The 17,889-nt window shown below is 74.4% G+C and carries 12 protein-coding genes; 8 read left to right on the top strand and 4 right to left on the bottom strand.

What is annotated here, in order from left to right:
• The first annotated feature begins 47 nt into the window (after positions 1-47).
• The 6 genes from rpmF (at position 48) to J116_RS02010 (ending at position 6,235) form a co-directional block, all read left to right on the top strand.
• Positions 48-218 (top strand): 50S ribosomal protein L32, encoded by a 171-nt coding sequence (gene rpmF / locus J116_RS02035; RefSeq protein ID WP_023591027.1) that lies wholly within the window; start codon positions 48-50, stop codon positions 216-218.
• Positions 219-223: 5 nt separating this feature from the next.
• Positions 224-1,399, top strand: coding sequence for a GTP-binding protein (locus J116_RS02030; RefSeq protein ID WP_023591028.1), 1,176 nt, complete (start codon positions 224-226; stop codon positions 1,397-1,399).
• Positions 1,400-1,642: 243 nt separating this feature from the next.
• Positions 1,643-2,452 (top strand): ABC transporter ATP-binding protein, encoded by an 810-nt coding sequence (locus tag J116_RS02025; RefSeq protein ID WP_235617400.1) that lies wholly within the window; start codon positions 1,643-1,645, stop codon positions 2,450-2,452.
• Positions 2,449-3,438: an iron-siderophore ABC transporter substrate-binding protein gene (locus tag J116_RS02020; protein ID WP_023591030.1), complete on the top strand. Its 990-nt coding sequence runs from the start codon at positions 2,449-2,451 to the stop codon at positions 3,436-3,438. The genes J116_RS02025 and J116_RS02020 overlap by 4 nt, the downstream gene beginning before the upstream one ends.
• A 4-nt stretch (positions 3,439-3,442) precedes the next feature.
• Complete coding sequence (locus tag J116_RS02015; RefSeq protein ID WP_023591031.1) at positions 3,443-5,509, top strand: iron ABC transporter permease; 2,067 nt, start codon at positions 3,443-3,445, stop codon at positions 5,507-5,509.
• A 204-nt stretch (positions 5,510-5,713) separates the two neighbouring features.
• On the top strand, positions 5,714-6,235 hold the full coding sequence (locus J116_RS02010) for a protease inhibitor I42 family protein (RefSeq protein ID WP_023591032.1): 522 nt from the start codon (positions 5,714-5,716) through the stop codon (positions 6,233-6,235).
• Positions 6,236-6,349: 114 nt separating this feature from the next.
• Here J116_RS02010 and J116_RS31175 read toward each other — a convergent pair whose 3' ends face one another.
• On the bottom strand, positions 6,350-9,400 hold the full coding sequence (locus tag J116_RS31175) for a LuxR C-terminal-related transcriptional regulator (RefSeq protein WP_079147847.1): 3,051 nt from the start codon (positions 9,398-9,400) through the stop codon (positions 6,350-6,352).
• Between the two features lie 700 nt (positions 9,401-10,100).
• Between J116_RS31175 and J116_RS02000 the strand changes: the two genes are divergently transcribed.
• On the top strand, positions 10,101-11,708 hold the full coding sequence (locus tag J116_RS02000; RefSeq protein ID WP_023591034.1) for a S8 family peptidase: 1,608 nt from the start codon (positions 10,101-10,103) through the stop codon (positions 11,706-11,708).
• A 70-nt stretch (positions 11,709-11,778) separates the two neighbouring features.
• Here J116_RS02000 and J116_RS01995 read toward each other — a convergent pair whose 3' ends face one another.
• Positions 11,779-12,795: a Gmad2 immunoglobulin-like domain-containing protein gene (locus J116_RS01995; protein ID WP_023591035.1), complete on the bottom strand. Its 1,017-nt coding sequence runs from the start codon at positions 12,793-12,795 to the stop codon at positions 11,779-11,781.
• 191 nt (positions 12,796-12,986) lie between these two features.
• Positions 12,987-13,886, bottom strand: coding sequence for a helix-turn-helix transcriptional regulator (locus tag J116_RS01990; protein WP_023591036.1), 900 nt, complete (start codon positions 13,884-13,886; stop codon positions 12,987-12,989).
• A gap of 102 nt (positions 13,887-13,988) precedes the next feature.
• Here J116_RS01990 and J116_RS01985 point away from each other — a divergent pair, with 102 nt between their 5' ends.
• A complete protein-coding gene (locus J116_RS01985; RefSeq protein ID WP_023591037.1) occupies positions 13,989-15,512 on the top strand; it encodes an MFS transporter in 1,524 nt (507 codons plus the stop codon).
• A 55-nt stretch (positions 15,513-15,567) separates the two neighbouring features.
• Here the strand turns inward: J116_RS01985 and J116_RS01980 are convergent, their stop codons facing one another.
• Positions 15,568-17,727, bottom strand: a complete 2,160-nt coding sequence (locus tag J116_RS01980) for a glycoside hydrolase family 9 protein (protein WP_023591038.1) — start codon at positions 17,725-17,727, stop codon at positions 15,568-15,570.
• Positions 17,728-17,889 lie beyond the last annotated feature (162 nt).

Raw genomic sequence — 17,889 nt, 5'->3', positions numbered from 1 at the left:
ATCATTTTCATGTAGGGTGACGCCATCCCTTCCCACATGGAGTTCTCATGGCTGTCCCCAAGCGCAAGATGTCCCGCAGCAACACCCGTCACCGGCGTGCGCAGTGGAAGGCGAGCGTGCCCCAGCTGGTGTCCGTCACGGTCGACGGCTCGTCCTACCTGGTGCCGCAGAGGCTGGCCAAGGCGTACGAGCGCGGCCTGCTGCGGCCGGAGGGGTGACTGCCGTGACCGACGGACGCCTCCCGGTGACCGTGCTGTCGGGCTTTCTCGGCGCCGGCAAGACCACCCTGCTCAACCATGTGCTCGGCAACCGCGACGGTCTGCGCGTCGCGGTGATCGTCAACGACATGAGCGAGATCAACATCGACGCAGCCCTGGTGCGGGGCGGTGAGGCCGCGCTGTCCCGGACCGAGGAGCGCCTGGTCGAGATGACCAACGGGTGCATCTGCTGCACCCTGCGGGACGATCTGCTGGAGGAGGTGGACCGGCTGGCCCGCGAAGGGCGCTTCGACTACCTGCTGATCGAGTCGAGCGGGATCTCCGAGCCGATGCCGGTCGCCGCGACCTTCGCCTTTCCCCGCGACGACGGCGCGACCCTGGGCGACCTGGCCCGCCTGGACACGATGGTCACGGTCGTCGACGCGGCCAACTTCCTTCCCGAACTGGAGGGGGGCGACGGTCTCGCCGAGCGAGGACTGGACCAGTACGAGGGCGACGAGCGCACCGTCAGCGACCTGCTGATGGACCAGATCGAGTTCGCCGACGTCATCGTCGTCAACAAGCTCGACCTCGTCGGGGAACAGGACGCCATCCGGCTGCGCGCCGCGCTGGCACGGCTGAACCCGGCGGCCCGGATCGTCCCCGCGACCCACGGCCGGGTGGCCGCGGCGGACATCCTCGGCACGGGGCTGTTCGATCTCGAACGGGCGCAGCAGGCACCCGGCTGGGTGATGGAGCTCAACGGCGACCACGTCCCGGAGACCGAGGAGTACGGCATCTCCTCCATGGTCTACCGCGCCGACCGGCCGTTCCACCCGGGCAGGCTGTGGGAGTTCGTCACCCACGGGCTCGACGGCGGCGCCTTCGGCCGGGTCCTGCGCTCCAAGGGGTTCTTCTGGCTGGCCAGCCGCCCCCGTGTGACGGGCCTGTGGTCCCAAGCCGGGTCGGTGGCCCGCTTCGAGCCCTCCGGCGCCCGCGACCACGACACCACCCAGGGACAGGAGCTGGTGTTCATCGGCACCCGGCTCGACGTCCCCGCGCTGCGCGCCGCGCTCGACGCGTGCCTGACGGCCGACGGTGAAGCGGCCTGGCGCGACGACCCTTTCCCGGCCTGGGAGACCTCCGGGATCGACGACGCCTGCGAGCACGAGCACCACGCCGCCGCGTCGGCGGGCGTGTGAGACCCCGGGCCGGGCGGTGGTCGCAGCCACGGCACCGCCCGGCCCGGCAAGCGGCCTGTCCGGCCGGGGCGTCGGGCATGGGCCATGGTTACCGGCCGTGCATCCGCTGAGCTTGGCGGATTTTCGCCTTGTGCTCGATCGACGGACGCCCCTTTCATCGTGTACTTAGGTTAGGCTAACCTCTGCGACGTGCAAGTAGCTGGTGAAGAGCCCCCCGCGCCCGTCCGCCCCCGTGGTCATGAACTGTCGGCCACGCGCGTCACCGTGGCGTACGAAGGCGTGGATGTCGTACACGACGCCTCGATGACGCTGCGGCCAGGCGAAGTGACCGTCCTGGTCGGGCCGAACGGCAGCGGCAAGTCCACGCTCCTGCGCACCATCGCGCGCCTGCAACGGCCCAGGACCGCCACCCTCGTCATCGACGCCGACACCGACGGCCTCGCGCTGAACCCCCGCGAGTTCTCACGCCGCGTGGCGCTGCTGAGCCAAGGACGTCCCACACCCAGCGGGCTGACGGTTCGCGACGTGGTCGAATTCGGCCGCTACCCGTACCGGGGCCGCTGGGGCAAGGGCGACCCGGGTGGTCGTACGGCGGTGGACCGCGCGCTCGCCCTGACGGGCGTCACGGAACTCGCCGACCGGGGCGTCGAGCACCTCTCCGGAGGGCAGCTGCAGCGGGTCTGGCTGGCCGGCTGCCTCGCGCAGGAGACCGGCGTCCTGCTCCTCGACGAGCCGACCACCTACCTCGACCTGCGGTACCAGGTCGAACTGCTCGACCTCATGCGTGACCTGGCCGACGACCACGGGATCGCCGTCGGCGCCGTCCTGCACGACCTGGACCAGGCCGCGGCCGTCGGCGACCGGATCGTCCTGCTCCACGCCGGGCGCGTCGTCGCCGACGGCCTCCCCGAAGAAGTCCTGACGGCCGAGCGGCTGACCGAGACGTACGGCATACGCATCGACGTCGGCCGCGACCCCCTCACCGGACGGCTCCGCACCCGCGCGATCGGCCGCCACCACACGCGAAGCGAAAGGCTCAGCACCCTCTCATGAGACGACACCTCCTCACCGCCGCGGCCCTCACCGCGGCAGCCCTCACCCTGACCGCCTGCGGCACCACCGAGCCCGCCGCCGACGACGACAAGGCGGAGAAGCCCGCCGAGAAGATCACCCTCACCGACGCCTCCGGCCGGAAGGTCGAACTCGACGGCCCCGCCGAGAAGGTCGTCGGCACCGAGTGGCACGAGGTCGAGCTGCTGGTCTCGCTGGGCGTGGACCCGGTCGGCGTCGCCGACGTCAAGGGCTACAAGACCTGGGACTCCGCCGTCCCGTTGAAGAACGTGCCGAAGGACATCGGCACCCGCGGCGAGCCCAGCATGGACACGATCGCCGCCCTCAAGCCCGACCTCATCGTCGCCAGCACCGACCTTCCGCCGGCCGCCGTCAAGCAGCTGCGCGAGGTCGCCCCGGTGATCGAGGTCAAGTCCGCCGACGCGGCCGACCCGATCGGCCGGATGAACAAGAACCTCGACCTGCTCGCCCGGGCCACCGGCACCACCGCGAAGGCCGACGAGATCAAGAAGACGTTCGACGCGAAGCTCGAGGAGGGCAAGAAGGCCCTCGCCGCCGCCGGTCTCGCCGGGGCGAAGTACGCCTTCGCCGACGGGTACGTCGTGTCCAACCAGACCTCGATACGGCCCTTCACCAGCGGCTCGCTCATCGGCGCCGTCAACGAGCGGCTCGGCCTCCGGAACGACTGGACGGTCAAGGGCGACCCGGCGTACGGCCTCGGCAGCACCGACGTCGAGGGCCTGACCAAGCTCAGCGACGACGTCCACTTCGCGTACATCGGCAACGACGGCGACAAGAACAGCACGCCCTTCACCGGCACCCTCGCCCAGGACAAGGTGTGGACCTCCCTGCCGTTCGTGAGGAAGGGCAACGTGCACCGGCTGCCCGACGGCATCTGGATGTTCGGCGGGCCCGAGTCGATGAACAAGTACATCGACTCCGTCGTCGCCGAACTGACGAAGAGGTAGGACCATGGCCGTCACCGCGACAACCCCCGCCACCACCCTTCCGTCGGCGGCCACGTCCCGGACGGGCGCGGCCGCGGTGACGGCCGCACTGCTCCTCCTCGTCACGGGCCTCGCCCTCGTGGGCATCACCCAGGGCACCGCGTCCGTCGGCGCGACCGAGGTGTGGAAGGCCCTCACCGGCCGTGCCGACCCCACCGACGCGTCCGTCGTCATCGCCTCCCGGCTGCCGAGGATGACGGCCGGACTGCTCGTCGGGGTCGTCCTCGGCATGTCGGGCGCCGCCCTCCAGGCGGTCAGCCGCAACGTCCTCGCCTCACCCGACACCCTCGCCGTCAACGCGGGCTCCTACTTCGCCCTCGGCCTGGCCGCCGCCACCGGTGTCTCGCTGCCGCTGCTCGCGTCCTCCGGCATCGCCTTCGCGGGCGGGCTCGCCGCGGCGGCCGTCGTGCTGGGCCTGTCCGGCCTGGGCACCGGCACCGTCCGCCTCGTCCTCGCCGGCAGCGCGCTCACCCTCGGCCTCACCGCCCTCACCGAGGGGCTCATCCTCCTCTTCCCCCACGAGACGGAGGGCGTCTACCACTGGAACCAGGGCAGCATCGCCCAGAACGGCTTCGACGGCATCCTCCAGATGGCGCCCATCGGTGTCGTCGGCCTCGCCGGACTGCTGCTCCTGGCCCGCAGGATCGACGTCCTGGGACTCGGCGACGAGGCCGCCCGGGGCCTCGGCGTCCCGGTCCGCGCCACCCGCGTGACCGCGGTCGTGCTCGCGGCACTGCTCGCCACGTGCGCCGTCACCCTGGCCGGTCCCGTCGGCTTCATCGGCCTGTGCGCCCCGGCCCTCGTACGCCCCCTCGCCCGCCGGTTCCGCGGCTTCGCCCGGACCCGCGTCGGCATCCCGGCCGCGGGCCTCGTCGGCGCGGCGCTCGTGCTCGGCGCGGACGTGCTGCTGCGCGCCCTCGTACCGGCGGACACGGCGGTCGCCGTGCCGACCGGTGTCGTCACCAGCCTCGTCGGCGCCGTCTTCGTCATCGCCATGGCGGCACGGCTCCGGGACACCGCGGGCGTCGCCGCCGACCGGCTCCGCATCCGCAGCCGGGCCGTCTTCCTCACCACCACCGTCGTCCTGGCCGCCGTGTTCGTCGGCGTGACCATCGCCGCAGTCCTGCTGGGAGACGCCAAGCTCCTCCTGGGCGACGTGACCAACTGGGCGCTCGGCCGGGCCGGGCAGACCGTCTCCTTCGTCCTGGACACCCGCGTGCCGAGGGTCATCGCGGCGCTGCTCGCGGGCGCGGCACTCGCCCTGGCGGGCACCATGGTCCAGGCCGTGACCCGCAACCCCCTCGCCGAGCCCGGCATCATGGGCGTCTCCGGCGGCGCCGCGCTCGGAGCCGTGCTCCTCGTGACGACGGTTCCCGTGGCCGGTTCGTGGAGCGTGGCCGCTGCGGCTTTCGCGGGCGCCGCGACGGCCTCCGCCCTGCTGTTCGGGCTGGCCGCGCGGAGCGGTTTCCAGCAGACCAGACTCGTCCTCGTCGGATTCGCCATCCACACCGGCACGGCCGCCCTGGTCAGCCTGCTCATCATCCTCACCGACCCGTTCAACGCGACAAAGGCCCTCACCTGGCTGTCCGGCTCCACCTACGGGCGGACCCTGCCCGACGTGGCCCCTCTCGCGGTCGCCGTGGCGGTCGGCGTGGCCGTCGCGGCCGCCCGGCGCACCGAACTCGACCTCGTCTCCCTCGACGAGGACACCCCGCGGCTGCTCGGCCTCGCCCTGGGACGCGGCCGCCTCGGCTTCCTCACCCTGAGCGTCCTGCTCAGCGCCACGGCCGTGGCCGCCGCGGGCACCATCAGCTTCGTCGGACTCGTCGCCCCGCACGCGGCCCGCGCCCTCGTGGGCCGGCAGCACGCCCGCGTCGTGCCGGTGGCGGTCCTCCTCGGCGCCGTCCTCGTGTGCGCCGCGGACCTGGTGGGCCGCACCGTGATCGCCCCGGCCCAGCTCGGCGCGGGCCTCATGACCGCCGTGATCGGCACGCCGTACTTCCTGTACCTGCTGGTGCGCAGCCGCCGGTAGGGGACAGCCGCTCGCTTCCTCGCCGCCCGTACGGACGGCGAGGAGGCATCGGCCGACGCACCGGGCAAGGCGGCGGCGGTCGAACGTCCCCGGGGAGGAGCGCGCCCAGCGGGGTGACATGCTTCGGAGGTACACCCCCTCGGCTCGACCGGCCCGACGGCGAGGGCGACTTCGTCAACGGCCGTACGGACAAGGCTTCCCACAGTGATCTCCCCAACGCGTACAGCGTCCGTCTTCCGCCGTAGCAGGGCCGGTGCCGTGGTCGCGGCGGCCGCGCTGCTCGCTCTCGCCACGGGCTGCGGCTCGGGCACCGGCGAGTCGTCGGGCCGTACGACGAGTCACCCGGTGCACGACACGAGTATCACCGCCGCACCTGGCGAGCGCTTCACGCTCACCGTCAGCCAGAACGCCTCCACCCGCGAGTACTGGTACCTGGTCGGCCCCGAGCCGGACAGTTCGGTGCTCGTCAGCCACGGCCAGGCGTACGCGCCGGACTCCGGCGACGAGCCCGCGCCCGGTTCCGGCCGCCCGCTCACCTTCACCTTCGAGGCCAAGGGCAAGGGGACCACCCGGTTCACGCTGCTGCACTGCACCTTCACCACCTGCCGGGACAACACCTCCAGCACGCCCCCCGGGACGACCGCGCCCTCCACCACCCCGGCCACGGGGGCGGCCACCCCGTCCCAGGCCCCCGAGCGCATCACCTACACCGTCACCGTCGGCTGAGCCCCAGCGGACCGGACCGCTCGTCGGCGGGTACGAGGGGCGGGACGGCCGAGGGCAGGGGCATGGGGGCCCTTCCGCGCGGGAACGGCTCGCGGCCGGAGGCGCACCTGAGGGTCAGCAGTCCGCACGGTCGGCGAGCCGCTCGTGCGCCAGGGCGATGTCCGTGCGGGACGCCACGTCCAGCTTCCGCATGATGCGGGCGACATGGTGTTCCACGGTCCGGGTGGACAGGACCAGGCTCTCGGCGATCTCGCGGTTCGCCCGCCCCTGGGCGACGAGCCTCGCCACCTCCTCCTCCCGCGGGGAGAGCCGGTCGCCGTAGCCCAGACGGCCCCGGCGGTGGGTGGTGACGACGTCGTGGCGGCGCAGCAGCCGGTGGCAGCGGGCCACGTCCCAGCGGGCGCCGAGGCCCTGGTACGCGGTGATCGCCCCCTGGACGGTCGCCTCGGCGTCCGCGTGCCCGGCCTGGAACAGGCACCGCCCCCGGGCCTCCGCCGCGCCCGCCGCGTCGAAGGGGCGTCCGAGCCGCCGCCACTCGGCCTCGGCCCGGGCCAGCAGCGCCGCGGCCGCGCCGAAGCGGCCCTCCGCCTCCGCGAGCAGGGCCCGGCACACCGTCAGCGCCGCCCCGGCGGCGGGGGCGTCGCGGCCCGCGGTCCCCGCCGCGAAGTCCTCGACGAGCCGGTGCGCCCGCTCGCTCTGGCCGCTGCCGTGCAGCGCCTCGACGGAGGTGGGCACGACCTCCGTGGCCCACACCCATCCACCGGTCCGGTCCAGGTGGTGCAGGGCCGTCTCCACGGCGTCCCCCGCCTGCCCGGGGCGTCCCGCCTCCAGGTGGAGCCGCGCGGTGGCGGCGGCGGACGCGGTGAGGATGAACCCGGTGTCGTAGCGGGTGAGCCGGGCGGCCTCGGCGAGGTCCCGGCGCGCGGTGGGCACGTCGCCGTGGACGTGCAGCGCGGTCAGACCGCGCACCAGCATCGCCTCGGCGGTCAGGTCGGGGATCTCCTCGTACGCCAGGGTGACGCGGTCGGCGGCCTCGCGCAGTCCCTCCCACCGCCCCTCGTGCCAGCCGATGACCAGCCGGGCGGTGTGCGTGAGCCCCTCCAGGTACGGGCTGGACGTGGCCTCGAGCCCGGCGGCGGCCCGGTCCAGGAACGCGCGGGCCCGCCCGGTGTACCCGAGGGCGACCGTCGCGTGCGCCAGGTTGGCCCACCCCCGGGCGTGCTGCGCCGCCTCCAGGGCCGAGGCGGCGGGGCGGTCCAGCGCGTCGGCGGCGGCCCACGCCCGTGCGTCGCCCAGCAGCATCAGGGCGGTGGCGCGGTTCGCGGCGACCGCCGCCCGGGTCGCGGGGTCCGTCACCGCGCGGGCCGCCGGCTCGACCCGCTCCAGCCATGCCCGATGACGGCTGACCGGCCACCCCTTGATGGAGGGAATGGCCGCCACGGACATCGCGCGGGCGGCGGTCTGCGGGTCGCTCTCCTCCAGATCGGGCAGGGCGCGGGCGATCTCGTTGAGGCTGTCCAGGGGCGTCGCGCCCTGGTTGCGCAGCACGACGCTCAGATGGAGCCTGATCTCGCCGCGCAGCCGGGGCGGCGGGTCGTCCTCCTCCAGGACCCGCCGGACGGCGCTCACCACATCGTCCCCGGCGCGCGCGAGCTGGGCGGTACGGGCGAGTTTCACGGCGGTACGGACACGGGCCCCGACTCCACGCGGCGTCCCGCTGCTCCTGCCCGCCTGGTCGGCGAGCGACGGACGGGGCTGCTCGGTGACCGCCCGGGTGTAGAGCGCGGTCGCGGCGGCGTAGTCGCCCCGGGCGGCGGCCCGGTCGGCGGCCGCCACCAGGTACCGCAGGGCGTCCCGCGTCCGACCGGCCTCCTGGTGCAGGCGGGCCAGGTCGGCCAGCGGCAGCGGCCCGCCCGCCCGGCGCAGGGCCCGGGCGGCGCGCAGGGCGAGGCGTTCCAGCCGGGGCCCGGCGATCCGCTCGTGCACCGCGTCGCGGTCCAGGGCGTGCCGGAACCGCGTGTGCCGCCCGTCGGCGCTGAGCACCGCGCGGCGTGCGGCGAGCGCCACGGCCCGTTCCGCGTCGTCGGCGGTCACCCCCGCCACCTCGGCGAGTACGTCCAGGGCGACCGGCCGGTCGAGGACGGCGGCCGCCTCCACGACCCGGTCGGCCGTCCCGTCGAGGGGGCCGCGCCGCCGGGCCATGTCCCGGCGGACCGCCGCCGGGACGCCGACCGCGCGCACGTCCGCCACACCGACCGTACGGCTGTGACCGCCGGAAGCGGCCGGACCGCCCTGCCCCGCCTCCCGCAGCAGCGCCTCCACCGCGGCGGGCAGCCCGCCCGTACGCGTGTGCACCAGTTCGGCGAGCTCCGGTCCGGCCGCGCGCCCCCCGAGCCACCGCCGGACGTACTCCCTGGTCTCCCCGGGGCTCCACGGCCGCAGCGCGACCTCCTCGACCCGTACCCGGGGGTGGGCGCGGACGCCGAGGACCGGCAGGCCGGGGGCCGCGCGCTCGGTCACGACCAGCCGGAGCGACGGCGGCATCTCCGCCGTGAGCCGGTGCAGCACGTCCAGGGTGCGGGCGTCCGCCGCGTGCACGTCCTCCACGACCAGTACCGCAGGACCGAGCGCCGCCAGCAGGGCCCGGACGCCACGTGCCAAGAGTCCGTCGCGCAGGGCCGGTTCGGGCAGCGGAGGGGGTGGCGGCAGCCGGTCCGCCAGCTCGGGGACGACCGTCCCGACGACGCCGGTCACCGGTGGCAGGCAGGCGCCGGGCCGGTACGGAAGCCCGGCGAGGGCGTCGGTCACCGCCGCGAGGGGTGCGTGCTCCGTCGTGTCGGGGCAGGTTCCGCGCAGGTGCGTCAGTCCGGTGCACACGGGGTCGGCCAGCAGCTCGTCCACCAGGCGGGACGCGCCGACCCCCGCCTCGCCCCGTACGACCACCACGCACGGCCCCTGCGCGAGCACCGCCCGCAGGAGGCGCACCTCGGCGTCCCGCCCGACCAGCCCGACGGCCCCGACGCCACCGGCGGACGCTACGGACCCGAAACGGCCGCCGGGGAGTCCGGCGGGCGTGCCGAAGTCGGCGGGAAGGGCCGGGCCGGGGCTGTCGGGGCGGGCGGAGCGTCCGGTACCGGCGGGGCTGTCCACTGGCTCCTCCTCCATGCCGTCCGTTCCCTCCACATCGGTCCCGGAGTCCGTCGCGCCGTCCACCGGCCACCGTCCACCGCCGCTCGGCCACGGCGGGGTCCCGTGCGGCCGGGTGGTGGGTGGTCTACCGGCTCACGTCCACCGGTGCAATAGGGGTCCACCACCTAGCGAATCCCCGTCAGGCCCCGGCTCGTGGACCGGGGGAGAGGACGCGTGTCCGGCGCGCCGCCCGGCTCCACTTTTTGGGTAGCGCTACGGATTGCTCGGTCCCCGCCGTCGAGCCGAAGCTTCAGCGGTCGGACGACGTCGTCCGCCCCGCGTCCCGACGGGCCCGCTGACAGGGCCCGGCGCGGGCACCGGCTGCCCCCCACGCGGCCGTACGACGTCGCTCCGACCCGGCGCCACGCGGGGGACCCCCGTACGGCCCGGTCCGGCGCCGCACGGGTCCCTTCCGTGCGGCGCCACCTCACCGCCCGCGGACGTCAGGCGACGGACGGCGCGGACCGGGGTCCTGCGTCCGGACGCCGGGCTCCGGTCTCGGAAGGCCGCTCGGCGCCGACGCCGCACGCCGGTCCGTTCGGCGCTCGGCAGGAGGGATGAAAGGCACCAGGCTTTGTCATGCCTATGCCATTTCATTCGGTCTCGCCGCCCCCGGACCCGCGACCCGCACCACCCCCGGACCAGGCAGGTCCGGACCGCTCTCAAGGGAGAAACCATGGAGTTCGACGCTCGCGCCGTACGGCGGCTGCTCGCCGTCGGTGCCAGTGCCGCCCTGCTCGTCGGCGCCGCCACCACCGCCGGGGCCGCCGAAACCGCGCCCGTACCGCCCGGCGGCGAGGGCCGGATCGTCGGCGCGGACCGCCCCGGGGCCGTGGAGGGGGCGTACATCGTCACCTTCGCCGACTCGGTGGCCCTCACCGACATACCCGCCTCCGCGAAGGCCCTGGCCAAGCGGCACGGGGGCAGCGTGACCCACACGTACACCGCCGCCCTGCGCGGCTTCGCCGTCACGATGTCCGAGGAGCGGGCGAAGCGGCTGGCCGCCGACCCGTCCGTCGCCCGGGTGGAGGCCGACGGCGTCGCGTACGCGGCCGACACGCAGACCGACCCGCCGTCCTGGGGCCTGGACCGCATCGACCAGCGCTCACTGCCCACGGACTCCCGCTACACGTACGCCACCACCGCGTCCAACGTCACCGCGTACGTCCTGGACTCCGGCGTCCGGCTCAGCCACCGGGACTTCGGCGGCCGCGCGGTCAGCGGGTACGACTTCATCGACAACGACTCCAACGCCTCCGACTGCCACGGACACGGCACGCACGTCGCCGGTACGGTCGGCGGCAGCTCGTTCGGCGTGGCCAAGGGCGTCAAGATCGTCAGCGTACGAGTGCTGAACTGCCAGGGGAACTCCGGCAGCAGCTGGGCGCCGGTCCTCGCGGGCATCGACTGGGTCACCAGGAACGCGGCCAAGCCCGCGGTGGCCAACATGAGCATCGGCGGCGGACGGAACCAGTCCGTCAACGACGCGGTCGCGGCCTCCATCTCCTCCGGCGTCACCTGGGTCGTCGCGGCGGGCAACAACAACGCCGACGCCTGCCAGTACTCCCCGGCCTCCACCCCGTCGGCCATCACCGTCGGCGCCACCAACAGCAGGGACGCCCGCGCCACCGGATGGAACAACGGCCAGGGCTCCAACTACGGCTCCTGCCTGGACGTCTTCGCCCCGGGCGACTCCATCGTCTCCACGTCCCACACGGGCGACACCGCGTCCCGGCCGGACAGCGGCACCTCCATGGCGTCCCCGCACACGGCGGGCGCGGCGGCCCTGATCCTCTCCGCCAACCCGACGTGGACCCCCGCCCAGGTCCTCGACCGGCTGGTGGCCGACGCCACCGCCGACAAGGTCACCGACGCGCGTACGGGCTCCCCGAACCGCCTGCTCCACACCGGCTCCGGCGACACCGCCCCGCCGCCCACCGGACCGCGCTTCGAGAACACCGGCGACTACACGATCCGCGACCACGCGACCGTCGAGTCCCCCCTCGCGGTGACCGGCGTCAGCGGCAACGCCCCGGCGGACCTGTCCGTCACCGTGGACATCCGGCACACCTACCGCGGTGACCTGCGCGTGGAGCTGGTCGCCCCCGACGGCTCCGCGTACCTGCTGAAGGACTACAACAGCAACGACAGCGCCGACCACGTCCAGGCCACGTACACGGTCGACGCCTCCTCCGAGGCCGCGAACGGCACATGGAGACTGCGGGTCAGCGACAACTGGACCAACGACACCGGCTACATCAACGCCTGGTCGCTCCAGTTCTGAGCCGCCGGGCCCCAGGCGCCGGCCGCCCCCACTCACCCGGGGACGGCCGGCGCCGCTGCCCGGCGGGCCGTCAGGGCCGCAGGGTGAGCGGGACGGTGACGGTGTCCACCAGGCGCCCCTCCTCCGGGGAGTCCCAGAGGGCGGTCAGGGTCCCGGCGCTCTCGCGCGCGGTCCGGAAGGCGAGGGTCAGGTCGAACGTCCCGCGGGTGCCGGTGCCCGAGGAGGCCATGCCGTGCGCCTGCGCCGCCGTGCGCCCGGCCGCGTCGGTGAGCCGCAGGCCGAAGGCGGCCTCGAAGGTGTTCGCGGTGCCCCGCACCCTGACCGGGCTGCGGACGGTGTCGCCGATCATCGGCGACTCCACGAGCACGGCGGGCACGAGGTCCGCGAAGTCGGCCCTGCCGAGCGGCCGGGAGACGTCGACGCCCTCGCCGCCGAAGCGGCTCACCGGCTCGCCGTCCAGCGCGAACCGCACCGACGTCACGGCGGGGAAGCGCGTGGCCGTGAAGACGACCTGGGCGAGCCGGGCGCGCGCCGACAGCGCCCCGCCCCCGTCGTCGTACCGGCCGGTCAGGTCGACGGTCGCGACGCCGCCGCGCACGGCGAGGGACCTCAGTTCCGTCCCGGCGGGGATCGCAGTCGTCCGGCCGTGCGCGCGTTCGAAGCGGCTCGGTCCCGCGAGCAGCGCGCGCAGGGCACCCGCGGCCGTGGCGGGGCCGGTCACGGTGCGGGGAGCGGGCGACACCCGCTCGCCGTGCAGGAAGTAGACGCCGGCCCGCACCTGCCCGCCTTCCCGGGGCGGTGCGGTGGCCTGGCCCGGAGGCGAGGACGGGGACGGGGGCGGGGACGTACGGTCCGGTGACCGGGAACCGGGCGCCGGCGGGACGGCGGCGGTGGCGGAGGGAGCCGAGGGGCCCGAGGGGGCGGCCGTCGTGGTGCGGGGCGCCTGCCCGGGCGCCGTACCGCCGCCGTCCGAGCCGCCGCCCGCCACGCACGCGGAGAGCGCGAGCACGAGGGCCAGCGCGGACGCGAGCGGCGCCCCGCGCGATCGCCGGGCCGGTGTGAGTGCCGTACGGATCCGTAACGCCATGGCAGTCCCCTCCACCCTTCGGGAGACATCTGCGCGCCTCCACGGGGAAGGAACGACTACCCCGGTACACGCCCGCAGTAGCCCCTTTCCGCCCCTCCTCATCCGAAATCGGCCGATCGCGGCACCTGCACCCGCTTGCTCCCCGGCCGCACCACCACCCGCCCGTACCGCCGCAGTGCCCTGGCGTGCCGTCAGGGACGCGCGGGTCCGGCCAGGTGGGGGCGCCCCGCCGGGTCATGCCCCTCGGCGTCCGGGCGGTGATGGAGCGTCAGGAGCCGCAGCGCGTCAGCGGAGCCGGAGTCGTCCGGAGTGTAGATCTCCAGGCGGTGGTCGGGGCTGTCGGGCTGGAGCCAGACCTGGTAAGTGACGCTCGCGGCGCCGACCGTGGGGTGCCGCAGTCGCATGTTCCCGACGGTGCAGTCGGCGACCTCTCCGGCTGCCCACATCCTCGCGAAGTCGTCGCTGCGCATGGAGAGCTCTCCGATCAGTTCCGCCAGCCGTGCGTCGGTGGGGTACCGGCCCGCGGTGAGCCGGAGGTAGGCGACATGGACGTGGGCGAGTTCCTCCCAGTTGCGGTACAGGTCGCGGGTGAGCGGGTCGAGGAAGAACATCCGGGGAACGGAGGGACGTCGCGTCGGCTCCCGCGGGGCATGGAAGTCGATGTGCTCGGCGATGAGCGCGTGGCCCGTGCGGTTCCACGCGAGCACGTCGCCGCGGCGGCCCAGCACGATCGCCGGTGTCGCTTCGTCGAGGGACTCCAGGAGCGCGAGGACCCGTGGGTGCGGTGTCTCCGGGCGTGGTTCGCGGAGCCCCAGGGCGGAGCGCTGGCGGGCGAGGTTGTGCAGGTGGACCCGTTCGATCTCATCGAGTCGCAGCACCCGTGCGAGGGCGTCGAGGACCTGCTCGGACGCGGTCTCCGCCTGACCCTGCTCCAGGCGTGTGTAGTACCCCGCGCTCACTCCCGCGAGCTGTGCGAGCTCTTCGCGTCGCAGCCCCGGGACTCTGCGGGTGGCCCCGTATGTGCGCAGCCCGATCTCGGCGGGCTTGACCCGGTCACGGCGGCTCTTCAAAAACGTTCCAAGGCTCTCCACGCCTTGAGGGTAGGCCGCCCGGTCACCCCGGTGGGTATACCTGCCGGGTGTACCCACCGCATGGGGATGGCTGCCGCGCGGCCCGTGCGTGACGGTCGTGGCATGTCCGAACAGCACACGCACAACCCGCCCGCCCGACGCGCCTGGCTCGGCCTGCTGGTGATCCTCGGGCCGGTGCTCCTGGTCGCCATGGACGGGTCGATCCTGTTCCTGGCGATGCCCCGGGTCAGCCAGGCACTCACGCCGACCGCGGACCAGGCCCTGTGGATCCTGGACATCTACGGCTTCGCCGTCGGCTCCCTGCTCATCGCGTTCGGCGGTATCGGAGACCGATACGGCCGGCTGAAGCTGCTCATGCTCGGCGCGACGGTCTTCGGCATCGGGTCCGCGGCAGCGGCCTTCGCCCCCACCCCCGAGCTCCTCATCGCCGCCCGTGCCCTCATGGGGGTGGCCGGGTCGACTCTCCTGCCCTCGGCGCTGGCCGTGCTGAGCGAACTGTTCGGTGACCCGCGCCGACGGGCGCGGGCCATCGGCGTCTTCGCCGCGGCGTTCGCCGCCGGGTTCGCCATCGGTCCGATCGTCGGCGGCGTCCTGCTGGAGCGGTTCTGGTGGGGCTCGGTCTTCCTGGTCAACCTGCCCGTCATCGCCCTGTTCCTGGTCTTCGCGCCGGTCCTGCTCGGCGAGGTCCGCGCGACTCGGCCGGGGCGGGTCGACGCGCTCAGTGTCGCCACCTCCGCGGGCGGCCTCCTGCTCACGGTCTACGGTCTCAAGCACGCCGCGGCCGAGGGCCTCTCCGCCGTCCCCGTCCTCGCGGGACTGGCCGGAGCGGCGTCGCTCACGTGGTTCGCTCTCCGACAGCGGCGCCTCGAGCACCCGCTGATGGACTTCTCGCTCTTCCGCGACCGCGTCTTCACGGTCGCCGTCATCACCGGCCTGCTGCCGTTGGCCGCGTGGTCGGCGACCGCCTACCTGACAGGCGTCTACCTCCAGTCCGTCCTCGGACTGCCGGTCCTGCACGCCGCGCTCCTCGCGCTGCCCGGAGCCGTGGTGCTCACCGTCACGTGCGTCGTCACACCGATCGTGGTCGACCGCGTCGGCAGGCGCACCGCTCTGATCACCTGTCACTTCTCCGTCGCGGCGGGTCTGCTGCTCCTGCTGCCGGTCACGATCACCGGCGGAACCGGCTGGTACGTCGCTTCCACGGTCGTCGCGGGCGTCGGCTACGGCATCTCCTTCGCCGTGGTCGCCGACACCGCCGTCGGCGCCGTCCCCGCGGAGCGAGCGGGCTCGGCGGGGGCGATCGCCGAGACCAGCAACGAGATCGGCAACGCTCTCGGCATCGCGCTCCTCGGCTCGCTCGCCGCGCTGGTCTTCCGGATCCAGGGGCCCGGCCTCGCGCCCACCCTCGACGGGACACTCCAGCTGCCGGGACTGGCGCCGTCCGTCGTCGAGGGCGCGGAGTCGGCCTTCGTCACCGGCCTGCACGCGGCCGCCGCCGCGGCGAGCCTCCTGCACCTGGCGCTCGGTGTCCTCGCGCTGCGCCGTCTCACCGGGCCGACGACACCGAAGGGACCCGCTGACGCCCCTTCCCGGGACCTCGTGGTGGGTGGGGAGGTCCGGGGGTAGGCGGGGTGCCGGCCGGGCCGGGCGGGAGCGGCCGCCCGGCCCGGCCGGCGGGGTGTCAGGCGCAGGCGCTCCCGTTGAGGGCGAAGGCCGTGGGGGAGCCACTCGTGTCGGTGCCTGTCCCCTGGACTCCGAAACTCACGGTCGCACCAGGGGCGATCGCCCGGTTCCAGTCGGCGTGGCGGGCGCTGACGGCGTTGCCGCTCTGGGTGACGGTCGCGTTCCAGGCGCCGGTGACCCGCTGGCCGCCCGGATGGGTCCAGGTCAGCTCCCAGCCGTCAACCGCGGCCGACCCGGTGTTCCGGACGGTGACGGTCGCGGTGAAGCCGGTGCTCCACACGTTGTCCACCGTGTAGGTCACCGCGCAGGCCGCGGTGGGCGGTTCGGCGGTGGTCGTCCGCTCGGCTGCGTAGGCGGCGAGCCAGGCCAGCGGGGCGTTCCAGTTGATCGCCACCTCGTTGGTGGAGTACGAGTCGACGTGGTCGATGTAGCAGGCGGCGGGAGCGCAGCCGGTGAGCCTCTCCCGCGCCACCGGGTCCTGGAGCGCGCTGTTGGGGCCGCCGGCGAGCGACCCGGCCGGCGGGCGGGGCAGGGAGGCGTCCAGCTGGTGTGCCCAGAAGCGGTGGTGCTGGTTCTGCGCGAACGTCTCGCCGTAGCCGGTCACGTACGACAGGCCGAGGGCGTTGCGGCCCAGCAGGTAGTCCAGCGTCTCCAGCGCACCGGCGCGGTAGCGCCCGTCGCCCGTCAGCTCGGCGGCGACGGCCATGACGACCGCGTCGTTGGCGACCTCGCCGTTCGAGCCCCAGAAGTACCCGTCGGCCGGGACGGGCACCGCGTAGCCCTGCGCGGCCATCCTGGACAGGTAGCCGTCGGCGGCCGCCGTCACCGAGGCCCGGACGCGCGCCACGTCGGACGCGGGCAGCCCGTTCGGGACGGTGGCCAGAACGAGACGGCCCAGCGCGGCCGTGTCGGCCCAGCCGAAGCCGTACGGGCTGAAGGCGTCGGCGGCGGTGTGCCAGGGCGAGGAGGCGACCGCGTCCCGGTACGCGCTCTCGCCGGTCGTCGCGTACAGCTCGGCGGCCGCCCAGTAGAACTCGTCAGTGACGCGCGTGTCCGCGTAGGCACCGCCGCCCGTGCTGTCCGACTCCGGCGCGTAGAGGGCGGGGGTGGCCCGCGCCGCGGTCCAGGCGCGGCGGGCGGTGGACAGGCAGCGGTCGGCGTACGCGGAGTCGTACGGGCGGAAGACCCGGGCGCACTGCGCGGTGGCCGCCGCGAGGTTCAGCGTGGCGGCGGTGGACGGGCGGTGCAGTTCGCGGGGCTGGGCGTCCCGCTCGGGGCGCGTCGGCATGCCGGTCCACTCCGCGTCATGGATCTTGTGGAAGGCCATGCCCGCGTACGGCTTGCCCTCGGGCACCTGCATGCGCATCAGGAAGTCCAGCTCCCAGCGCGCCTCGTCCAGGACGTCCGGCGTCCCGTTGCCGCGCTCGGGGACGCGCAGGGTCGAGTCGCCGAGCGCCGCCTCCTTGCCCGAGCGTTTGGCCCGTTCGAAGGAGTTGACGACCAGCCAGGTGGACAGGCCGCCGTTGACCACGTACTTGCCGTGGTCACCGGCGTCGTACCAGCCGCCCCTGACGTCCCGGGTGTAGTCGCACACGGTGGCCTGGCAGGGGACGGAGGTGTCGCCCTTGTTGGGCGCGACGCCGAGGTGCCCGGCCGGGCGGGCGTAGGCGGAGCCGACCAGGGAGGCGTCGATGGCGATGCCGCTGCGCTGGTGGTGGAAGAACGCCATCGAGTCGGCGCGCAGCGTGTCGTAGAGGTCCGCGCGGATGTCGAAGGGCGCGCTGCCGCTGCCGTCCACCGTCAGGACGTATCCCGAACCCGTGCTCCGGTACGAGGAGAAGTCGGCCACGTGGACGGACTGCCCGGAGGGGGCGTCCGCGCCGCGCGGGTCCGTCGGTCCGGAGGCGACGACCGTGCCGGACGCGTCGCGCAGCCGCCAGGTGAGGGCTTGCGTCGCCGTGGTGACGACGGTGGCGCGCTTCGGACCGTCCGGCAGATAGCCGACCTGGTTGACGCGTACGGCCGTGGTGGCCGCCGCGGCGGCGGGCGCCCCCGCGGCGGCCGGTGCGGTCATGAGACCGCCGAGGAGGAGGGCGCCCGTCAGCAGGGCGGTGAGGAGGCGCGGCGGGCGTTGCGGTGGGGGAGTGGTGGGGGGCATGAGCGACTCCTGTGTCAGCGGGGTGAGGTGGTCCGGGCGAGCGGGCCCATCGGCCAGGGGAGGCGGAGGCAGTCGCCTCGGGCGCCGGGGTCCATGCCCTGGTGGACGTACTGGTGGGTGCCGTTCAGGTCGCTTCACCGCACGATGTCCGCCGTACCGCGG

Source organism: Streptomyces thermolilacinus SPC6 (assembly GCF_000478605.2).
Classification (GTDB): domain Bacteria; phylum Actinomycetota; class Actinomycetes; order Streptomycetales; family Streptomycetaceae; genus Streptomyces; species Streptomyces thermolilacinus.
Note: the sequence above shows the minus strand (reverse complement) of the source record. Positions and strands in the feature narration are given on the sequence as shown.